Source organism: Halorussus salilacus (assembly GCF_024138125.1).
Taxonomy (GTDB): Archaea; Halobacteriota; Halobacteria; order Halobacteriales; family Haladaptataceae; genus Halorussus; species Halorussus salilacus.
On record NZ_CP099994.1, the window covers coordinates 86,306 to 103,363 of the forward strand.

At 67.0% G+C, this 17,058-nt stretch carries 14 protein-coding genes; 8 read left to right on the forward strand and 6 right to left on the reverse strand.

Annotation, left to right across the window (positions count from 1 at the left end; genetic code table 11):
* The first annotated feature begins 78 nt into the window (after positions 1-78).
* Genes NGM10_RS16045 through NGM10_RS16055 form a run of 3 tightly spaced genes read left to right on the forward strand, consistent with a single transcriptional unit; the run spans position 79 to position 3,681 of the window.
* Positions 79-624, forward strand: coding sequence for a (2Fe-2S)-binding protein (locus tag NGM10_RS16045; protein ID WP_253484508.1), 546 nt, complete (start codon positions 79-81; stop codon positions 622-624).
* Positions 621-3,098 (forward strand): xanthine dehydrogenase family protein molybdopterin-binding subunit, encoded by a 2,478-nt coding sequence (locus tag NGM10_RS16050; RefSeq protein ID WP_253484511.1) that lies wholly within the window; start codon positions 621-623, stop codon positions 3,096-3,098. Before NGM10_RS16045 ends, NGM10_RS16050 begins: the two co-directional genes overlap by 4 nt.
* A gap of 52 nt (positions 3,099-3,150) precedes the next feature.
* The gene (locus NGM10_RS16055) at positions 3,151-3,681 is read left to right on the forward strand and encodes a DUF8215 family protein (RefSeq protein ID WP_253484513.1); all 531 of its coding nucleotides are present in this window, start codon (positions 3,151-3,153) and stop codon (positions 3,679-3,681) included.
* 29 nt (positions 3,682-3,710) lie between these two features.
* Here the strand turns inward: NGM10_RS16055 and NGM10_RS16060 are convergent, their stop codons facing one another.
* From NGM10_RS16060 to NGM10_RS16075, 4 genes are all read right to left on the reverse strand, one after another.
* On the reverse strand, positions 3,711-4,295 hold the full coding sequence (locus NGM10_RS16060; RefSeq protein WP_253484515.1) for a hypothetical protein: 585 nt from the start codon (positions 4,293-4,295) through the stop codon (positions 3,711-3,713).
* 6 nt (positions 4,296-4,301) lie between these two features.
* The gene (locus NGM10_RS16065) at positions 4,302-4,787 is read right to left on the reverse strand and encodes a hypothetical protein (protein WP_253484517.1); all 486 of its coding nucleotides are present in this window, start codon (positions 4,785-4,787) and stop codon (positions 4,302-4,304) included.
* 512 nt (positions 4,788-5,299) lie between these two features.
* Positions 5,300-5,803 carry an SRPBCC family protein gene (locus tag NGM10_RS16070; protein ID WP_253484519.1) on the reverse strand — a complete coding sequence of 168 codons (504 nt, stop codon included), beginning with the start codon at positions 5,801-5,803 and terminating at the stop codon, positions 5,300-5,302.
* Positions 5,804-5,809: 6 nt separating this feature from the next.
* Positions 5,810-6,736: an FAD binding domain-containing protein gene (locus NGM10_RS16075; RefSeq protein WP_253484521.1), complete on the reverse strand. Its 927-nt coding sequence runs from the start codon at positions 6,734-6,736 to the stop codon at positions 5,810-5,812.
* Between the two features lie 237 nt (positions 6,737-6,973).
* Between NGM10_RS16075 and NGM10_RS16080 the strand changes: the two genes are divergently transcribed.
* Complete coding sequence (locus tag NGM10_RS16080; RefSeq protein WP_253484523.1) at positions 6,974-7,738, forward strand: cyclase family protein; 765 nt, start codon at positions 6,974-6,976, stop codon at positions 7,736-7,738.
* A gap of 42 nt (positions 7,739-7,780) precedes the next feature.
* Here NGM10_RS16080 and NGM10_RS16085 read toward each other — a convergent pair whose 3' ends face one another.
* Together NGM10_RS16085 and NGM10_RS16090 are read right to left on the reverse strand one after the other, a co-directional pair.
* Positions 7,781-9,673 carry a CocE/NonD family hydrolase gene (locus tag NGM10_RS16085; RefSeq protein ID WP_253484524.1) on the reverse strand — a complete coding sequence of 631 codons (1,893 nt, stop codon included), beginning with the start codon at positions 9,671-9,673 and terminating at the stop codon, positions 7,781-7,783.
* 182 nt (positions 9,674-9,855) lie between these two features.
* Positions 9,856-11,289: a sulfatase family protein gene (locus tag NGM10_RS16090; RefSeq protein WP_253484527.1), complete on the reverse strand. Its 1,434-nt coding sequence runs from the start codon at positions 11,287-11,289 to the stop codon at positions 9,856-9,858.
* 236 nt (positions 11,290-11,525) lie between these two features.
* Between NGM10_RS16090 and NGM10_RS16095 the strand changes: the two genes are divergently transcribed.
* From NGM10_RS16095 to NGM10_RS16110, 4 genes are all read left to right on the forward strand, one after another.
* Entirely contained in the window at positions 11,526-13,118 is a 1,593-nt protein-coding gene (locus tag NGM10_RS16095; RefSeq protein ID WP_253484528.1) for a uracil-xanthine permease family protein, read from the forward strand.
* A gap of 64 nt (positions 13,119-13,182) precedes the next feature.
* Positions 13,183-13,599, forward strand: a complete 417-nt coding sequence (locus NGM10_RS16100; RefSeq protein ID WP_253484531.1) for a hypothetical protein — start codon at positions 13,183-13,185, stop codon at positions 13,597-13,599.
* A gap of 346 nt (positions 13,600-13,945) precedes the next feature.
* Entirely contained in the window at positions 13,946-15,394 is a 1,449-nt protein-coding gene (locus tag NGM10_RS16105) for a dihydroorotase (protein WP_253484533.1), read from the forward strand.
* Between the two features lie 179 nt (positions 15,395-15,573).
* The gene (locus tag NGM10_RS16110; RefSeq protein ID WP_253484732.1) at positions 15,574-16,911 is read left to right on the forward strand and encodes a cytochrome P450; all 1,338 of its coding nucleotides are present in this window, start codon (positions 15,574-15,576) and stop codon (positions 16,909-16,911) included.
* Positions 16,912-17,058 lie beyond the last annotated feature (147 nt).

The following is a 17,058-nucleotide window of genomic DNA, read 5'->3' on the forward strand; positions in this document are numbered from 1 at the left end:
CAGGACGCCAGCAGGGGAGCACGCACCCGTTTTCGGGGCAACGTTTATGCGCCGCCCAGATATATGTCAGCACCTACCATGAGTACCGATGACGCTCCCCCCACCCTCGACTACCCCACCGAGGAGATAACCCTCTCGGTCAACGGCGAGGAGGTCACCGCCGATGTCGAACCGCGCCACAAGCTCTCGGACTTCCTCCGGGATTCGCAGGGACTACGCGGGGTACGGGTCGGGTGCGAACACGGGGTCTGTGGGGCCTGTACCGTCCTGCTGGACGGCGACGCCATCAAGTCGTGTCTGACCTACGCGGTGCAGGCCGACGGAAGGGAAGTCGAGACGGTCGAGGGACTCGCCGAGGACGGGACGCTCCACCCGATTCAGGAGTCGTTCCACGAGGAGCACGCCCTCCAGTGCGGATTCTGCACGAGCGGGTTCGTGATGGCGACCAAGGAACTGCTCGACGACGAACCCGACCCCGACGAAGAGGACATAGAGCGGGGACTCGCCGACAACATCTGTCGGTGTACGGGGTATCAGAACATCTACGACGCGGTCCTGCGCGCGGCCGACCGGATGGACGGCGAAGAGGCGGAGGGCGACGCGGGCGCGGAGGCGGAGAAATGAGTTCGCGCCCACACGCGGAGGCCGAGTCGGGAGCCGAGACCGGAACGGACGCCGAGACCGAGGGCGAGGAGCGGTTCACGGGCCGGGGCCTCCGGCGCGTCGAGGACCGGCGCATCCTCACGGGCGAGGCCGAGTACGTCCACGACAGGGCCCCCGAGGGCGCGCTCCACATGGCGCTGTACCGGAGCGTCCACGCCCACGCCGAGATCGAGGAGATAGACGCGAGCGCCGCCGAGGACCACCCCGGCTGTCACCTCGTGCTGACCGCCGAGGACCTCAAGGCCGAGTACAACCCCATGCCCGCGGGACTGGAGGGGTTCGAGGAGTGGTCGCTCGCCGACGGCAAGACGCGGTACGTCGGCGAACCCGTGGTGGCGGTGGTCGCCGACGACCGCTACGTCGCCGAGGACGCGGTGGATTTGGTGGACGTGCGCTACGAGACGCTCGACCCGGTCGTCGACCCCCGGGAGGCCCGCGAGGACGAGACGGTGGTCCACGAGGCGTTCGGGTCGAACGTCGCCGACCACGAGGAGCTCGCGTTCGGCGACCCCGAGGAAGCGTTCGAGGAGGCTGACCACGTCGTGGAGGGGTCCTACTCGTGGGGCCGCATCTCCGGGGTCCCGCTCGAAACCGCGGGCGTCGTGGCCGACTACGACGACGATTCGGACAGCTTCGACATCGACTGCAACATCCAGTTGCACACCCTCGTCGACGACACGGTGTACGAGACGCTGGGCTACGACCCCGACGACGTGCATCTGGACGTGCCGCCGGACGTGGGCGGGAGCTTCGGGACGAAGATCGCCATCCATCGCTACTGCTGTCTCGCCGCGATGGCGAGCAAGGAGCTGAACCGCCCCGTGGCGTTCGTCGAGGACCGCATCGAGAATCTGCAGGGCGGGGACATGCACTCGACCGAGCGCGAGTACGACGTGAAGCTCGCGGTCGACGACGACGGAACGATTCGGGGACTGGACTTCTGGTTCGTCGACGACTTCGGCGCGTGGCCGCGCTACCCCGTGAATCAGGTGCTCAAACCCCTCTCGGTCCTCACCAACGCCTACGACGTTCGGGACGCCCGCTACGAGTACGACCTCGTGTTGACCAACAAGACCTGCCAGACCGCCTACCGGGGGTTCGGGGTCCCGGCCCACCTCTACGCGCTGGAGATGATAGTGGACGAGGCCGCCGCGGAAATCGGGCTGGACCCGGACGTTCTCCGACGACGCAACCTCATCGAGTCCGACCAGATGCCCTACGAACTGCCCTCGAAGAACGTCTACGACTCGGGGGACTTCCCGGCGGCCATGGCGCACGTCCGGGAGAGGATCGAGCAAGAGCGCGACGGCGGCCTGCTCGACCCCGAGACGGTCGCGGAGAAGCGCGAGCAGGGCAAGTACCGAGGGGTCCGCCCGACGGTCCACATCGAACCCGGCGTCTCGGGGTCCGACTGGACCGACCGCCAGCGCTCGGACCGCGAGGGCCTCGACGACCGCGACCGCGAGGACGTGGCCGAACTCCCCGAACACCTCCGGGCGGAGATACGCGACGACGGCACCGTGCGAGCGTACCTCGCGACCGACTCGTCTGGACAGGGCCACCAGACCCTCGTGACCCAGCTTCTGGCCGACGAGCTCGGAATCCTTCCCAGCGACGTCGAGGTGTCGTACCTCGACAGCGCCGAGGCCCCGACCGAGTACGGTTCCGCAGCATCGCGGATGGCGGTGATGGTCTCGGGCGCGGCCCAGGGGCTGGGCCGGACGCTGGCCGAGAATCTGGAGGCGCTGGCGAGCGAGGTCTGGGACTGCCCCGAGAGCGAGGTGACCTATCGGGACGGCGCGGTCGAGCGGGCGGGCGGCGAGACGCTGTCGCTCGCGGGTCTCGCGCAGCGAGACCGCGAGCGACCCGGAGACGACCGGCTCACGCGCGCGAGCTACGACTACGAGCATCCCGCGACCCAACTGGCCGACTTCGACGACGCGCTCGCCCGGAAGCTCCCGGTCTACCCGACCGCGGCGTTCGCCGCGAACGCCCCGGTCGTCGAGGTCGACGTGCAGACCGGCGAGGTCGAGATACTGAAGTTCTACTCCCTGCGGGACTGTGGCACCCAGCTCAATCCGATGATAGTCGAGGGGCAGGCCCACGGCGGTCTCGCGCAGGGCGTCGGCGCGGCCCTGCTGGAGGAGTTCGGCTACGACGAGTCGGGGCAGCCCCAGGCCATCACGATGTTCGACTATCGGCTCCCCTCCATCGAGAACGTCCCCGAGATGGAACTGGACCACTCCGAGACCCCCTCGCCGTTCACCGCCACGGGCGCGAAGGGGACCGGCGAGGGTGGGATGATAGACGGCCCGGCGAGCATCGCGTGTTCGATAAACGCCGCGCTGGAGCCGCTGGGCGTGAGCGCCGACCGGATTCCGTTCACGCCCGACCGGGTCCGAGAGCGAGTGCGCGAGACCGAGCGCGGAGAGTAACGGACCCCCTAACGGGGCGAGGTTTACTTTCCTGCGGGTCGTTTCGGGAGGTATGTCCGACCGGCGCGGCCGACGCGCGGAGCGACCCGGCAGGCAAATCGAGGCCGCCGAGAGCAGGCGGCGACGGTCGTGGGACGGAAACAGCCTCGGCGCGGTGAGCGAGAAGGACCCGCTGGGGTTGCTACTCGACGACGCCGCCTACGTCTTCGCCGACGTCTCGGTGTTCAGCATCCCGATTCTCTACACCGTGATGATGACCTCGCCCGCGCGGTGGTACGGGACCAAGACCTCGGCGCTGGTCGCGTGGGCGGCGATGGTCGGCGTCGGGACCCTGATCCGCGGGGGGTGGGTTCGGCCCCTCGGCACGGACGTTCGCGGGTGGGTGTCGCTGACGCCGTGGCTGGTCCTGTTCCGGGTCGTCTACTTCAACGCCGCGCTCGCGGCCGCGGCCTACGGCGGAGAGGCGGCGGTACAACTCGGGTCGCCCGCAGGGTCGCTGGCTACCGGAGCGGTCGTCGGTGCGGTCTCGGTCGGGGTGTTCCCCCGGCTCGCGGAGTCGTTCTACCTGCGGGTGTCGGGGTGAGCCGACTCGTCCCGAGTTCGTCCGAGCGTCTATCGGAACTCGGTTTCCTCGGTCATCTCGTCGAGGTCGTTTTGAGCGTTCGAAAAGCGATACGCGACGTACACGCCGACGGTGATGACGACGACGCTGACGGTTGTGGTCGATGCACCGATGGCAGTGAAAACCATGCTCTCGGGCGCGAACCAGAGGACGACCGCCGAGACACCGAACCCCGTACTTCCTCCAGAGAGAATCCACGGGATGTATGTGTAGTCTTTCCTACACCGTCGATACGCCTGTTTCGGTTCGTCGATGCTCTCGAGTTTGTCCTCTAAGTCGCCAAGGTCGTCGCGCGAGTCGAGGACTCGCCGGAGTATGACGCTGGCTTTCTCCCCGTCGAGGAGTTCGTCGGGAGAGTGGTCGTTGTCCGACCGGGAGACGTACTCGTACGCCTCTGCGACGACCGGACCGAGTTCGCCGCAAGCGTCGTTCCATCGGTCGTCTTGGATGTCTCGTACCTCCGACTTGTACCGCCCCTTTGGATGCTTGAGAAGTCGAAAAAGCAATCCTGCTAAAAGGCTCAAAAAAGCGAATACAGCGGTCAGCACTGTAGCGAGGAGTTCGAGGCCCGACATCGGAAGCTACGCCGACGTTGAGTCCGCCGTCATCTCGGGGTATTCCATGTAGACGTACGACATGAGCGCCCCGAGCGACCGCATCGACTGCTTGTACTTTACCCAGTGGAGAAGCTGCTGTTCGCGCTCCGAGAGTCGGTCGTACAGCTGTCCCGCCTTTCGTTTCCCCTTCGGCGTTAGCGCGAGTTCGTCGCCTTCGTACTCGGAAGAGTGGAACTGCTCACGAGTCGGACGGACGTACTGGAACTCCGTGAGGCAGTCGAGAGCGCGGGCGACGCCGCTATCGTACGGGCCGTACTTCTTCGCAGTGAAGTCGAATCCGGCGCTCTTCTCGAAGTTCTCTTCGAGTTTCCGCTGGAGCAGAAACATCGCCTTCATCAGGCGCTTTCGACCGTAGAGGGGCCGAGAGTGGCCCTCCTCGTCCGGCGCGTAGAGGAGACGCAGTATCCACTCCTCACGGGTGCCGATTTCGCAAGTTCGCGAGGGGGGCATCGTCTCTCCTGTCGCCATAGTATATCTTGGACTCCTTAGTTAGACAGGTCGTATGTTGTTGGTAATGGGTCATTAATGTTGTCATCAGTAACGATGATAAAGAGAATCGGGTGAAAGATACATCTCCTCGGTGAGTCAGGCGTAGAACAGGCAGCTTCAATTCGAATTCGTATTCTAGAGATGGGTCGTATCCTGAAACGGTATTACGGTGGAAATACTGCAAAAAGTCTCGGAGTCGGCCCTCCGGCGTTGGCGCTACCTCGGTTGGCTCGGAGCCTACCGAGTTCATCTCGGTTGAGGGGTTGGGCCACGATTCCCCGTCACTTCGGGGATGTCAAGCGAAATTGGGTTTGGAGAGGCCACATCTGACGGTTCGGGTGTCACGACCAGCACGGAAATCGCCGTCGAACTCGCCACCGCCACCGCGATGGACAACATCGGGATGAGGCTCGCACTCGGGAGGTCCGAGCGCCCATCGAGGCGCTGTCGGTCCGGAGCGCCAGAGCGAGCCGTCAGTCCTCCAGCGACGCCTCGGCGTCGGGCTTGGCCTCCAGTTTCGACTCGGCGGGGTCGCCCTCGCGGGCCGTCGCTTCGAGGTCCTCGAAGAAGTCGGTGACCAGTTTGTCGGTGACGCTCCCGAGCGCGCGCTGGCCGAGGCTGGCGATCATGCCCGAGACGTCGGTCCGGGCCGTCCACTGGGCGACCGTGCCGCCGTCGTCGCCCTCTCGGAGGTCCATCTCGGCCACGGCGTCGAACGCGTTCCGGGAAGCGCTCCCGTCGGCCTGCATCTCCAGCAGTTCGGGGCGGTCGGCGCGGGTGACCACCATCTCCACGTCGAAGGTGGGCTTGACGCTCCCGACCCCGACCGAGATGGTCGCGGTGACCTCGTGGGGCGACTCCAGTTCGATGGAGTCGGTCCCGGGCGCGCAGTCGGCGAGCACGTCGGGGTCGGTGAAGTAGTTCCACAGTTCGTCTCGGGGCAGGTCTGACTCGAATTCGCCTTCGAATTCCATCATGGTGTATCACTCGTCGGTCGGCACGTTCACGTCGGTCTCGCCGTTCGTCGCGCGGTCGTACGAGAGCGCGAGCGACCGGCGGGCGTACTCGCCCGCGACTTCCTCCTTGAACTCGCGGTCGGCGTGCATCTCCCCTTCGGGGTCGGCCGCCTCGGTCGCGGCCGCGGCGGCGGCGTCGAGCGCCGCCGCCGAGAGCGGTTCGTCCTCGACTGCGGCCTCGGCGTCCTCGACCCGCAGGGGAACGTCGGCGGCGTTCGCCAGCGCGAGGAGGGCCTCCTCGACGACCGGAGCGTCGGCGTCCGGGTCGTCCACGCGAACCGCGGTCGCGGCGCTGACGGTCGGCCACGTCTGCGCCGCTGGCTTGAGTTCGAGGAACGCCATCCCGGTCCGGGCGGGCGGGAAGGGGTCGGTCGGGATTCGTGCGGCCGCGATAATCTCGTCCTCGCCGAGGTCGGTGAACATGTACGCGACGAAGTAGTCGGAGACGGGGACCTCGCGCTCGCCGTCGGCGGAGACGAGTTCGAGCGTCGCGTCGAGCGCGAGGAGCGCGGCGGGGTAGTTCCCCGCGGGGTCGGCCTCGCCGACGCTCCCGCCGAGGGTGCCGCGGTTTCGGACGCTCGGCCCGGCGATCTGCTCGGCGGCCTCCGGGAGCATCGGGACGCGCTCGGCCAGCAGGTCCGAGCGCTCGATGGTCCGGTGGGTGGTCATCGCGCCGACGGCGACGGCGTCGCCGTCGGCGCGTTCGGCGACGTAGTCGAGGTCCTCGACCGCGTTGAGGTCGACGAGGTGGTCGGGCGTCGCGAGTCGGTTGGCCATCACGATTCCCAGCGACTGGTTTCCCGCCAGCAGTTCGGCGTCCTCGCGGTCGGCCAGCACCTCTGCGGCCTCGGCGACGGTCGTCGGTCGGTGGTATTCGAACGGAGCCGGTTTCATATCGGTGGTGGTACGTGTGCGATTTGCGAGCGGTGCGTGAAATTCGCCGAAAGCGTCCCGGTTTCGGCCGGGAAATCGGTGAATCCGAAACTTCACGCACGACTGTTATAAACCTTGGCGTGAATACCCATACCAATGCCGAGGGTCTCGGAGTCCGAACCGGCGTTTCGTTCCGGTATCCCGGCCAACCTTTAAGCCCCTGCCGCGTCGTCTCATGGATTCAGAGGAGTTCACGATATGTTAGACGGATACGAAATGTACGACCTGACCCAGCCGTGGTGTCAGGACACGCCCGCGTGGCCGACCTACGACAACCCGAAGGTGTGGTACGAGAAGAGCCTCGACACCGAGAAGGTCAACGGTCAGAAGATAGAGTTCATGAACCACACCGGCACCCACCTCGACGGCGAGAAGCACTTCGTCGCGAGCGGCCGGGACATCGAGTCGATGCCCCTCGACGAACTGGTGGGTGACGCCGTCATCGCCGACATCTCCGACAAAGTGGGCGACTACGACGTGTACACAAGCGACATGATAGAGGACGTGGTGGACGTACAGGAGGGCGACATCCTGTTCGTCCACACGGGCTATCAGAAGTACGCGTGGCACCGCGAGGAGGCCGACCCCCACGCGTTCTTCTGCAAGCACCCCGGCCCGAATCAGGAGTTCGCCGACTGGTGCAGGGAGAAGGACCTCAACTACCTGATTCTGGACTGCGGGAGCGCCGACCACCCGATGAACACCGTGGTTCGGGACGTGCGCCCCGAACTCGCCGCGGAGGCCCGCGAGCACCTCGGCGTCGACGACTTGGACGATATCTTCCCGCCGGAGGGCTACCAGCTGATGCACACCGAACTGTTCCCCGAGGGCATCGTCCACGTCGAGAACGCACAGGTCCCCGAGGAACTCCTGAACGAGCGCGTCCAGATAGGAACCTTCCCGTGGCGGTTCCGCGGCGGCGAGTCGTCGGTGTGTCGCTGCGTGGCGTTCAGAGAGGAGTGAGTTCGGGACGCGAGTTCGCGGGTCGGTCCGCCCGCCGAACGACTACTCCCGCGGCCGAACCGGCAACTCAACGTGGGTCGGATTCTCTCGGTCGTGGTACACCGTGTTCGTCGCCACCTCGTACTCCCGGTCGCCGTACAGCGGCCCGCCGGTGTTGTGGTTCACGTCGTAGCGCGGGAAGTTCGACGAGGAGATATCGAGCCGAATCCGATGCCCTTCCGCGAACACGTTCGCGGTCGGGTACGGCTCCATGTAGAACTCGTAGACCTCGCCGGGTTCGACGAAGTCGGGGTGGTCGCGATACCCCCGGTAGCGGGCGCGACAGATTGAATCGGAGAGATTGAGCGCGAACCCGTTCGGGAACTCCTCGCTCGGTGGGTACTCGTCGATGAGCTTCGCGGTGAAGTCGGTGTCGGCGGCGTCGGTCGAGGCGTAGACTCGGACCCGAATCGGTCCCGCGATCTCCACGGCCTCGTCGAGGGGCGGCGTCCGGAAGACCAGCACGTCGTCGCGCTCTTCGAGGGGCCGGTACGGTTCGTCGGCGAAGTAGGTGTCCTCGCGCGTGCGCTGGTCGTAGCCGCCTCGGCCCGTGATGTCCTGCAGTTTTCGCTCCGCGAGGGGGTACTCCAGTATCGACTCCTCGCGGGGTTCGTAGGTGATGTACGACGAGCAGTTGCCCCCCAGCGTGGGAACCGGGTCCTTCGGGTCGAACTCGTAGGTCGTCGCGGAGTCGGCGACGTCGGGACGCTCGCGAGCGAGCGTCCCGTCGGCGTGCGCGAAGTACTTCGTGAACTCGGTGTCGGGGAGGGGCCACTCGTCGGCCTCGCGCCACTCGCCGCCGTGGAAGACGCGCCGGTCGCCCACCCGGCGGCCGTCGCCGCCGCCCATCCGGAAGTACTGGACCGTCGGCTGGTCGCTCCACGTCCCTTTGCCCTTGAGGTAGTGGTCGAAAAAGCGCAAGCGCGTCTCCTGGTAGTCCCTGAGCGCCCGCTCGCCGAACTCGACCTCGCCCGAGTAGGACTTGTTCCACGACGGCAGGGGGTAGGAGTCCCAGCCGTGGGTCCACGGCCCCATCAGGAGGAAGTGGTCGCTGTCCTTCCGGTCGGCGAGCGCCTCGAAGTTGTCGCAGGTCGCCTTGGTGTACGAGTCGTACCACGCGCCCGAGTAGACGGTCGGCACGTCGGCGCTCTCGTCGTAGTAGCGCTCGAAGTTGATGCCGGGCGACTGCCAGAGTTCGTCGGCGGCGTCGCCCGACCCGGCGATGTCGAACAGCCAGTCCTCGTAGTCGGGGACGTGCCGGAGCGGGGACTGCCCGCGATGTATCGGGCCGTCGGAGAGCACCTCGCGAACGTCCACGTTGGCGAGTCGTTGCTGGACATCGGGGTCCTCCAGCGCGCGCTCGGCGAACCCGCCGCCCAGCGTCAGCGCCCAGCAGAGCCACCGCAGTTCGAACGCGCCGTTGTGCCGGAAGGTGGCCGTCCGGCCGTTGGCCGCGCCCTGATTCACGAACATGGCTTCGAGGTGGGGTGGGTCCTGCGTGGCGAGCGCAGACTGGACCCACGCGCCGTAGGAGGTGCCGAAGGTGCCGACCTGCCCGTCGCAGTACTCTCGGTCTGCGAGCCACTCGACGGTGTCGTGGCCGTCCTCGGCCTCGTTGGCGAAGATGTAGAAGTCGCCCTCGCTGTCGAAGCGCCCACGGCAGTCCTGAATGGCGACGACGTAGCCGCGCTCGGCGTACCACTCGCCGTGGCGCTCCATCCGCCCGCGCTTGCCGTAGGGGGTGCGGTCGAGCAGCGCGGGCTTGGGGTCTGCGACCGGGTCGCCCGTCTCGGGGTCGGCGGGTCGGTAGACGTCGGTCGCGAGTTCGGTCCCGTCGCGGGTCTCGACCGGGACGTTCAGCTCGGCGTGGACGCCGTAAGTGGGTTCGGTTACCATACCCCACATCTTTCGGACGAGTGCCAAATACGTTGTCCCCCGTGAGCCGGGGTGCCGGACACCTGAGGCTCGGTCCTACCGGATGGTGTCTGGTTTCCGATAGCGTGGACGGCGGCTTACGCTCGCGGAGTCTCGGCTCCCGAATCGCGGAGATGCCGGTCGGACCCCGGGACCGAGCCGGGTCACTCCCCGAGGACCTTCCGGGACCACTTCAGGATGACGTCGTCGGTCTCGGCCATCCACTCGACCATCGTCTCTTCGAGGTCGGCCCGGAGGTCCCGGTACTCGGGGTGGTCGGCCAGATTGTGGAGTTCGTGGGGGTCCTCCCGGAGGTCGTAGAGTTCGTCGCGGTCGGGCGCGTTGTAGACGTACTTGTACCGGTCGGTCCGGACCATCCGCTGGGAGTAGAGTCCGAACTCGTCGCCGTGGTACTCCGCGAACAGCGTCTCGGGCCAGTCGTCGGGGACCTCCCCGCACAGGAGCGGAAGGACGCTCCGGCCGTCGATGTCCTCGGGCGGTTCGACCCCGCCGAGTTCGAGGAAGGTCGGCATCAGGTCGAGCAGGCGGACGAACTCCTCGCAGGTCGTCCCGGGGTCGATTTCGCCCGGCCACCGGACCATCAGCGGGACGTGGTAGGTCTGCTCGTACATCATCGGTCCCTTGTTGAACTGGCGGTGGCTCCCGGTGAAGTCGCCGTGGTCGGCGGCGTGGAACACCGCGGTGTCGTCGGCGAGGCCCGACTCGTCGAGCGCGTCGAGGATGCGGCCGATCTGGTCGTCGATGAAGGTGACGAACCCGAAGTACTTCGCGACCGCCTCGGCCCAGTCGTCCCAGTCGAGGCCGTCGACGCCCCGGTATTCGAGGTAATTCTCGTGGACCGCGGGCTTGCCCTCGTAGGTCTCGTCGAACGACCCCCACGGCTCGATGTCGTCGGGGTCGTACATCGAGGCGTAAGGGTCGGGCACCGTGTAGGGGTGGTGGGGGCCGACGAAGTCGGTCCGGTGGAAGAACGGTTCGTCGAGCGATTCGCCGTCCCGGATGCGCTCGACAGTCCGCTCGGCGAGGTAGTAGGTCCGGGTCGCCTCCTTCGGCATCGTCGTCTTGGCCGCGATGAGTTCGGGGTCGGGATTGTCGGTGTAGATGGTCTCTTCGAGTTCGGCTTCCTCGGGGTCGACGCCGAGTTCGCGCTGGTACTCGCGGAAGTCGGCGTCCTCGTCGTCGTGGCCGCCGTCGCCGCCGCCGAGGTACTCGAAGCCGAAGTCGGCGGGCCGCTGGTCGCGGCCGACGTGCCACTTTCCGGCGTAGCTGTTGTCGTAGCCCGCGTCAGCGAGCAACTCCCCGAAGGTGGGAATCTCCTCGGGGAAGTTCAGGCGCACCGCGTCGGGTTCGTGGCAGTTGTTCAGCATGCCGTGGTTATGGGGATACAGCCCCGAGAGGAGCGACCCGCGGGCGCTGGTACAGATGCTGATGGGGGTGTAGGCCTTCGTGAAGCGCATCCCCTCCTCCTGCAGGCGGTCCATGTTCGGCGTCCGAACGTCGGGGCCGTCGGGCGCGGAGACGTCGTATCGCTCCTGGTCGGTGAGCAGGAGGACGACGTTCGGGTCGCGGTTTCTCATGGCGAGACCACTCCGTCGTAGCCGTTATACCTTGCCCCGCTCGCACGCCGGTCCGGAGGCCCCGTCGGCGTCGGCGGTTCGAAATCTCGGTTCGAACCGCCGAACGAGGAAAATTTCACCGGTGCTTTTAAATCAATTGTCTTTCCATTGGTAGGTGTGCCAGTCATGAGTACCGTTATCACTTCGCGCACGGACGCGGGAACCGGGCGGCGTTCGGTGACCGGAGGCGGTCGGGCATGAGCGGAGACGAGTCCGAAGGGCCGGTAGACCCCCACGGTCCGGCGACCGACCCGGACCCCGACGACCCCGAGGCCGCGAGCTTCGTCGAGTACGGCATCGAGGACAAACCGCCGCTGGGCGAGTCCACCCTGCTGGGCTTCCAGCACTACCTGACGATGATCGGCGCGACGGTCGCCATCCCCCTCGCGCTCGCTACCACGATGGGGATGCCCGACGAACAGGTCGGCCGACTCATCGGGACCTTCTTCGTGGTCTCGGGCATCGCCACCCTCGCCCAGACCACCATCGGGAACCGGTATCCCATCGTACAGGGCGGGACGTTCTCGATGCTCGCCCCGGCCATCGCCATCATCGGCGTCATCGGCGCGAACGGACTGGGCTGGGAGATCATGATACGCGAGCTGATGGGCGCGGTCATCGTGGCCGGAGTGGTCGAGGTGCTCATCGGCTACTTCGGCGTGATGGGCGCGCTCAAGCGCTACATGAGCCCGGTGGTCATCGCGCCGGTCATCGCGCTCATCGGTCTCGCGCTGTTCAACTCCCCCCAGATTTCGACCGCGGAGGGCCAGAACTGGTGGTTGCTCGGACTGACGCTCGTGCTCATCGTGGCGTTCTCCCAGTACCTCGACAAGTACCACCGGACGTTCCGGCTCTACCCGGTCCTGCTGGGCATCGGCACGGCGTGGGTCATCGCGGCGGTACTGTCGGTGACCGGGTTCTACGCCGCCGACTCGGCGAGCTACGTCGACCTCGCGGCGGTCGCGAGCGCGCCCGCGGTCCAGCCCATCTACCCCTTCCAGTGGGGGATGCCGCTGTTCACGCCGGGGTTCATCATCGGGATGATAGCCGGGATGCTGGCGTCGGCCATCGAGAGCTTCGGCGACTACCACGCGGTCGCCCGGATGGCCGGGAAGGGCGCGCCCTCGAAGAAGCGCATCGACCACGGCATCGGCATGGAGGGGCTCGGCAACGCGTTCGCCGGAATCATGGGCACCGGCAACGGCTCGACCTCCTACACCGAGAACGTGGGTGCCATCGGCATCACGGGCGTCGCGAGCAGGCATGTGGTCCAGATCGGGGCCATCGTGATGCTGGTCGCGGGCTACGTCGGCTACGTCGGCCAGCTGTTCGCCACGATTCCGAACCCCATCGTCGGCGGGCTCTACATCGCCATGTTCGGCCAGATCGCGGCGGTCGGGCTCTCCCAGCTCAAGTTCGTCGACCTCGACAGCAACCGGAACGTGTTCATCGTCGGCCTCGCGCTGTTCGCGGGCCTCGCCATCCCGTCGTACATGGGCAACGTCGAGGGCGGCGCGGCCGGGTTCCAGGAGGGACTCGCCGCGGTTCCGGCGCTCGGTCCCATCCTCGGCACCGAGGTCGTCGCGACCACCGTCTTCGTCATCGGCTCGACCGGGATGGCGGTCGGCGGCATCATCGCGTTCTTCCTCGACAACACCGTCGAGGGCACGCCCGAGGAGCGCGGCGTGACCGAACTCGAAGCGATGTCCGAGGACGAGGGCGACTTCCAGTCGTTCTGGGACCGCGTCGGCGGGCCCGATTCCGAGGACCGCGCCGGGCGCGCCGACTGAGCCCGGCCGCGACCCCGAATCCGACCGACCGCTTTATCACGACCGACTGCCAACGATTCGCCCGATGACCGACGTGACGGACGCGCTCGCCGACGGCGAGCGCGTGCGCGACCGCTTCCCGCTCCGGACCGGCGGGTCGGTCGCGCTGACGGACGACGGCCTGCTCGTCGCGACCGGCGACTCGGTGATTCGCATCGACCGCGACGACATCGCCGAGATAACGGTCGAGGACTTCGACTGGTTCGTCGGCCTGCTGAGCGTCGTCCTCGTGGGGTGGGGGCTCTACTCCACCCGGCGGGACCTCCTGCTCGGCCTCGGGTTCGCGGCGTTCGGCGCGGCGAGCTGCTACTGGACGTATCGAAAGCGCGGAAAGGCCCGCATCAAGGTGGCCGGGCGGCCCAAGCCGGTGTCGGTGTTCCCCGCCGACCCCGGGGCGTTCACCGACGCGATGGAGGCCGAGGTGGCCGTGGACTCGGACTAGGACCGCTCGATTCTGTCCCGGTCGGTGGCGCTGTCGACGGGAATCGGCCGGTGACACGGGCCACAGGTGGGACTTCCGAAAGACTGCGCTTCGTCGTCGCGCCGTCGGCGCGACTGCTCGGAAGAGCTCCGCTCTTCCGGCGCTTGTCTTTCGACTTCCCACTCGCTCCGCTCGCGGGAATGAAAGGGGCCGCCCGGTCGCGGGCCTGCGGCCCGCGACCGGGCGGGGGCTTTCTGAGACGGCTTCCCTACGGTCGTTCCAGCGATTGCCGTCCAGAACGCGAAACTCTCGCCCGTATCTCGGAGGGGATAGCTCTAAGTCGCGCTAGTCTGATATGAGGTGTGTTATGGAAGGACAAGCAGACCTGCGGGTCGTGAACGCCCGCGTCGTCACGCCGAGCGGAAGCATCGACGGCGGGGTCGCGGCCCGAGACGGCGAAATCGTCGCGGTCGGTGCCGACCGCAACCTCCCGGACGCCGACCGGACCGTCGACGCGGAGGGCAACTACCTGATTCCGGGCTTCGTCGACCCCCACGTCCACTGGGGGCTATCCCGGTACGAGTACGACTACCACGAGGGGCTGGCCCACGACTTCGAGACCGAGACCCGCGGGGCGGTCCACGGCGGCGTCACGACGGTGGTGAACTTCCTGCTCCAGCCCGACCCCTACCTGCCCGACATGGACTTCTTCCGCGAAGTCGGCCGGGAGAACTCCTACATCGACTTCGCGTACCACGCCATCGTCCATCAGGACCACCACGTCGAGGAGATAGCGGGGCTGGCCGAGGAGGGCGTCCGGTCGTTCAAGGTGTTCTTCAACTGGTACAAGCACGCCTCGCCCGAACTCGGCATCGACCACTCGGACGCCGGGCGCGTGTACAAGGTACTGGACAAGGTCTCGGAAATCAACGGCGGCGTCGTGATGTTCCACGCCGAGAACGAGGACCTCGCGGTCGAGCGCCGGAGGGAATTGCAGGAGGACGGCCGCAACGACCTCGAAGCGTGGTCCGAGAGCGCGCCCAACATCTGCGAGGCGATGCAGATCGAGCAGATCGGCAGGCTGACCGAGTACACCGACTCCAGAGCGTACGTCGTCCACATGTCCACCGGCGAGGGCGTCGACATCTGCGAGCGATTCCAGGAGCGGGGCGTCAACCTCCACGCCGAGACCCTGCCCGCGTTCCTCGCCCACACCAAGGACGAGGCGGAACTGGGCGTCTGGGGCAAGATCTCGCCGCCGCTCCGGGGCGAGGCGAGCAAAAAGCGCCTCTGGGAGGGGCTTCGAAACGGCACGGTCGAGTATCTGGGCACCGACCACTGTCCGCACAAGATCGAGTTCAAGGAGAAGGGCGAGGGCAAACACGGCGACATCTGGGAGGCCATCCCGGGCGACAACAACGGCATCGAGTACTTCCTCCCGGTGATGATGCACGAGGGCGTGAACAAGAACCGCATCTCGATGGAGCGACTCGTGGAGGTCGCCTGCGAGAACAACGCCAAGCGCTGGGGGCTCTACCCCCGGAAGGGGGCGCTCGCGGAAGGTTCGGACGCCGACATGGTGGTCGTGGACCTAGAGAAGTCGGCGGTCGTGGACGACGACTTCTACCACACGATGGAACCCAGATATTCGACCTTCCACGGGCAGGAACTCACCGGCCTGCCGACCCACACCATCGTCGGCGGCGAGGTCGTGGTCGAGGACGGGCAACTGCAGGTCGAGAAGGGCGGTCGGGAGTTCCTGGCGCGCGGGCCGGAGGGCGTGGTCCGGAGCCGACGAGACTCTCCGACTACGTAACTTCGACCCGTTCGCCAACCGAATCGAAGACCGCGGGCACGAACTCCTCGCCGAGCGGCGAGGAGTTCGTACACCCGACTGCGGCCGTGGCGGAACTTCCCGACGAGTTCCCGCCGACCGAAGAGGTCGAAGGGCAGACCACCGCGGGATTCATGTCGCTCGCGCCCAACAACGTGTTGATGAGTTCGTCACCACCCGGCCCGAAGGGCGAACCGCTGTTCGGTAGCAGTCGTCGGTACGCCCGCGACCCGTTCCGGTTCCTGTCGGCCTGCGAGCAGGCGTACGGCGACGTGGTCCAGTTCGACCTCGGCCCGATTCCGACCTACCTGTTGACCGACCCGGCCGACGTAGAGCGAGTGCTGGTCTCGGAGGCCGACCGGTATCGCAAGCCGGACTTCCAGGACGACGCGCTCGGCGACCTGCTGGGGAAGGGACTCCTGCTCAGCGAGGGCCAGACGTGGCGCGAGCAACGCGAACTCGCGAATCCGGCGTTCTCACCGGGTCGCGTGACGGGGTTCGTCGACGACATCGTGAGCCACAGCGACGACCTGCTGGCCGACTGGGCCGACGGCGCGCAGGTCGACGTAGAGCGCGACATGACCGAGGTGACGCTCGCGGTCATCGTGGACCTCATGCTCGGCACCGACCTGAACGACCGCCGAGTCCGGACCATCCGGGAGGCGCTGGAACCGCTCGGGGCGCGCTTCGAACCGGACCCGGTCCGGTTCGCCGCCCCGCAGTGGTTGCCGATGCCCGGCGACGGCGAGTACCGGAGCGCGGTCGAGACGATGGAGACCGTCATCGACGACATCGTGGCCGAGCGCCGGGGCACCCACGGCGACCCCGAGAGCGACGAGGGGCCCGACGACCTGCTCTCGATTCTATTGCGCGCGCGGGACCGCGGCGAGCAGTCGGACACCCAGATTCGCGACGAGGTGATGACGATGCTGTTGGCGGGCCACGACACCACCGCGCTCACCCTGACCTACGCGTGGTACCTGCTGTCTCAGCATCCCGACGCCGAGCGGCGAGTCCACGACGAACTCGACGATGTCCTCGGCGGCGACCCGCCGACGATGGCCGACGTTCGACGGCTCGACTACGTCGAGCGCGTCGTCGACGAGGCGATGCGCCTCTACCCGCCGGTGTACACGATGTTCCGGGAGCCGAAGACGGACGCGGAACTCGGCGGCTACCGGATTCCGGAGGGTTCGGCCATCATGCTCTCCCAGTGGGCGATGCACCGCTCGGAGCGCTACTGGGACCGCCCCGATTCGTTCGATCCCGACAGGTGGACGCGCGAGACCGACCGGCCGCGGTTCGCCTACTTCCCCTTCGGCGGCGGTCCCCGCCACTGCATCGGAAAGCACCTCGCCAAGCTGGAGGCCACGCTCATCCTCGCCCGGACAGGCCAGCGCTACCGACTCGAATACCTCGGAGACCGCGAGCCCGAACTGCTACCGTCGCTGACGATGCACCCCCGGAACGGCATGCCGATGCGGGTCCGCGAGCGGTAGCCCGCGACTCGGTCCCGCAGTAGTCGCCGAGGACCCCGAGCCGTCTTGCGCCGGGGCGTCGGTCCGGGGACGACCCACCTCCCCCTCCCGTCGAACCGCTACGCCCCCGTCGCGCCCTGCCCCTTCCCCGCCGCTTTTGGCCCCTGC

Coding starts and splice junctions, on each gene's coding strand:
- NGM10_RS16045 (WP_253484508.1), top strand. CDS start 79: ATGAGTACCGATGACGCTCCCCCCACCCTCGACTACCCCACCGAGGAG.
- NGM10_RS16050 (WP_253484511.1), top strand. CDS start 621: ATGAGTTCGCGCCCACACGCGGAGGCCGAGTCGGGAGCCGAGACCGGA.
- NGM10_RS16055 (WP_253484513.1), top strand. CDS start 3,151: ATGTCCGACCGGCGCGGCCGACGCGCGGAGCGACCCGGCAGGCAAATC.
- NGM10_RS16060 (WP_253484515.1), bottom strand. CDS start 4,295: ATGTCGGGCCTCGAACTCCTCGCTACAGTGCTGACCGCTGTATTCGCT.
- NGM10_RS16065 (WP_253484517.1), bottom strand. CDS start 4,787: ATGCCCCCCTCGCGAACTTGCGAAATCGGCACCCGTGAGGAGTGGATA.
- NGM10_RS16070 (WP_253484519.1), bottom strand. CDS start 5,803: ATGATGGAATTCGAAGGCGAATTCGAGTCAGACCTGCCCCGAGACGAA.
- NGM10_RS16075 (WP_253484521.1), bottom strand. CDS start 6,736: ATGAAACCGGCTCCGTTCGAATACCACCGACCGACGACCGTCGCCGAG.
- NGM10_RS16080 (WP_253484523.1), top strand. CDS start 6,974: ATGTTAGACGGATACGAAATGTACGACCTGACCCAGCCGTGGTGTCAG.
- NGM10_RS16085 (WP_253484524.1), bottom strand. CDS start 9,673: ATGGTAACCGAACCCACTTACGGCGTCCACGCCGAGCTGAACGTCCCG.
- NGM10_RS16090 (WP_253484527.1), bottom strand. CDS start 11,289: ATGAGAAACCGCGACCCGAACGTCGTCCTCCTGCTCACCGACCAGGAG.
- NGM10_RS16095 (WP_253484528.1), top strand. CDS start 11,526: ATGAGCGGAGACGAGTCCGAAGGGCCGGTAGACCCCCACGGTCCGGCG.
- NGM10_RS16100 (WP_253484531.1), top strand. CDS start 13,183: ATGACCGACGTGACGGACGCGCTCGCCGACGGCGAGCGCGTGCGCGAC.
- NGM10_RS16105 (WP_253484533.1), top strand. CDS start 13,946: ATGGAAGGACAAGCAGACCTGCGGGTCGTGAACGCCCGCGTCGTCACG.
- NGM10_RS16110 (WP_253484732.1), top strand. CDS start 15,574: ATGAGTTCGTCACCACCCGGCCCGAAGGGCGAACCGCTGTTCGGTAGC.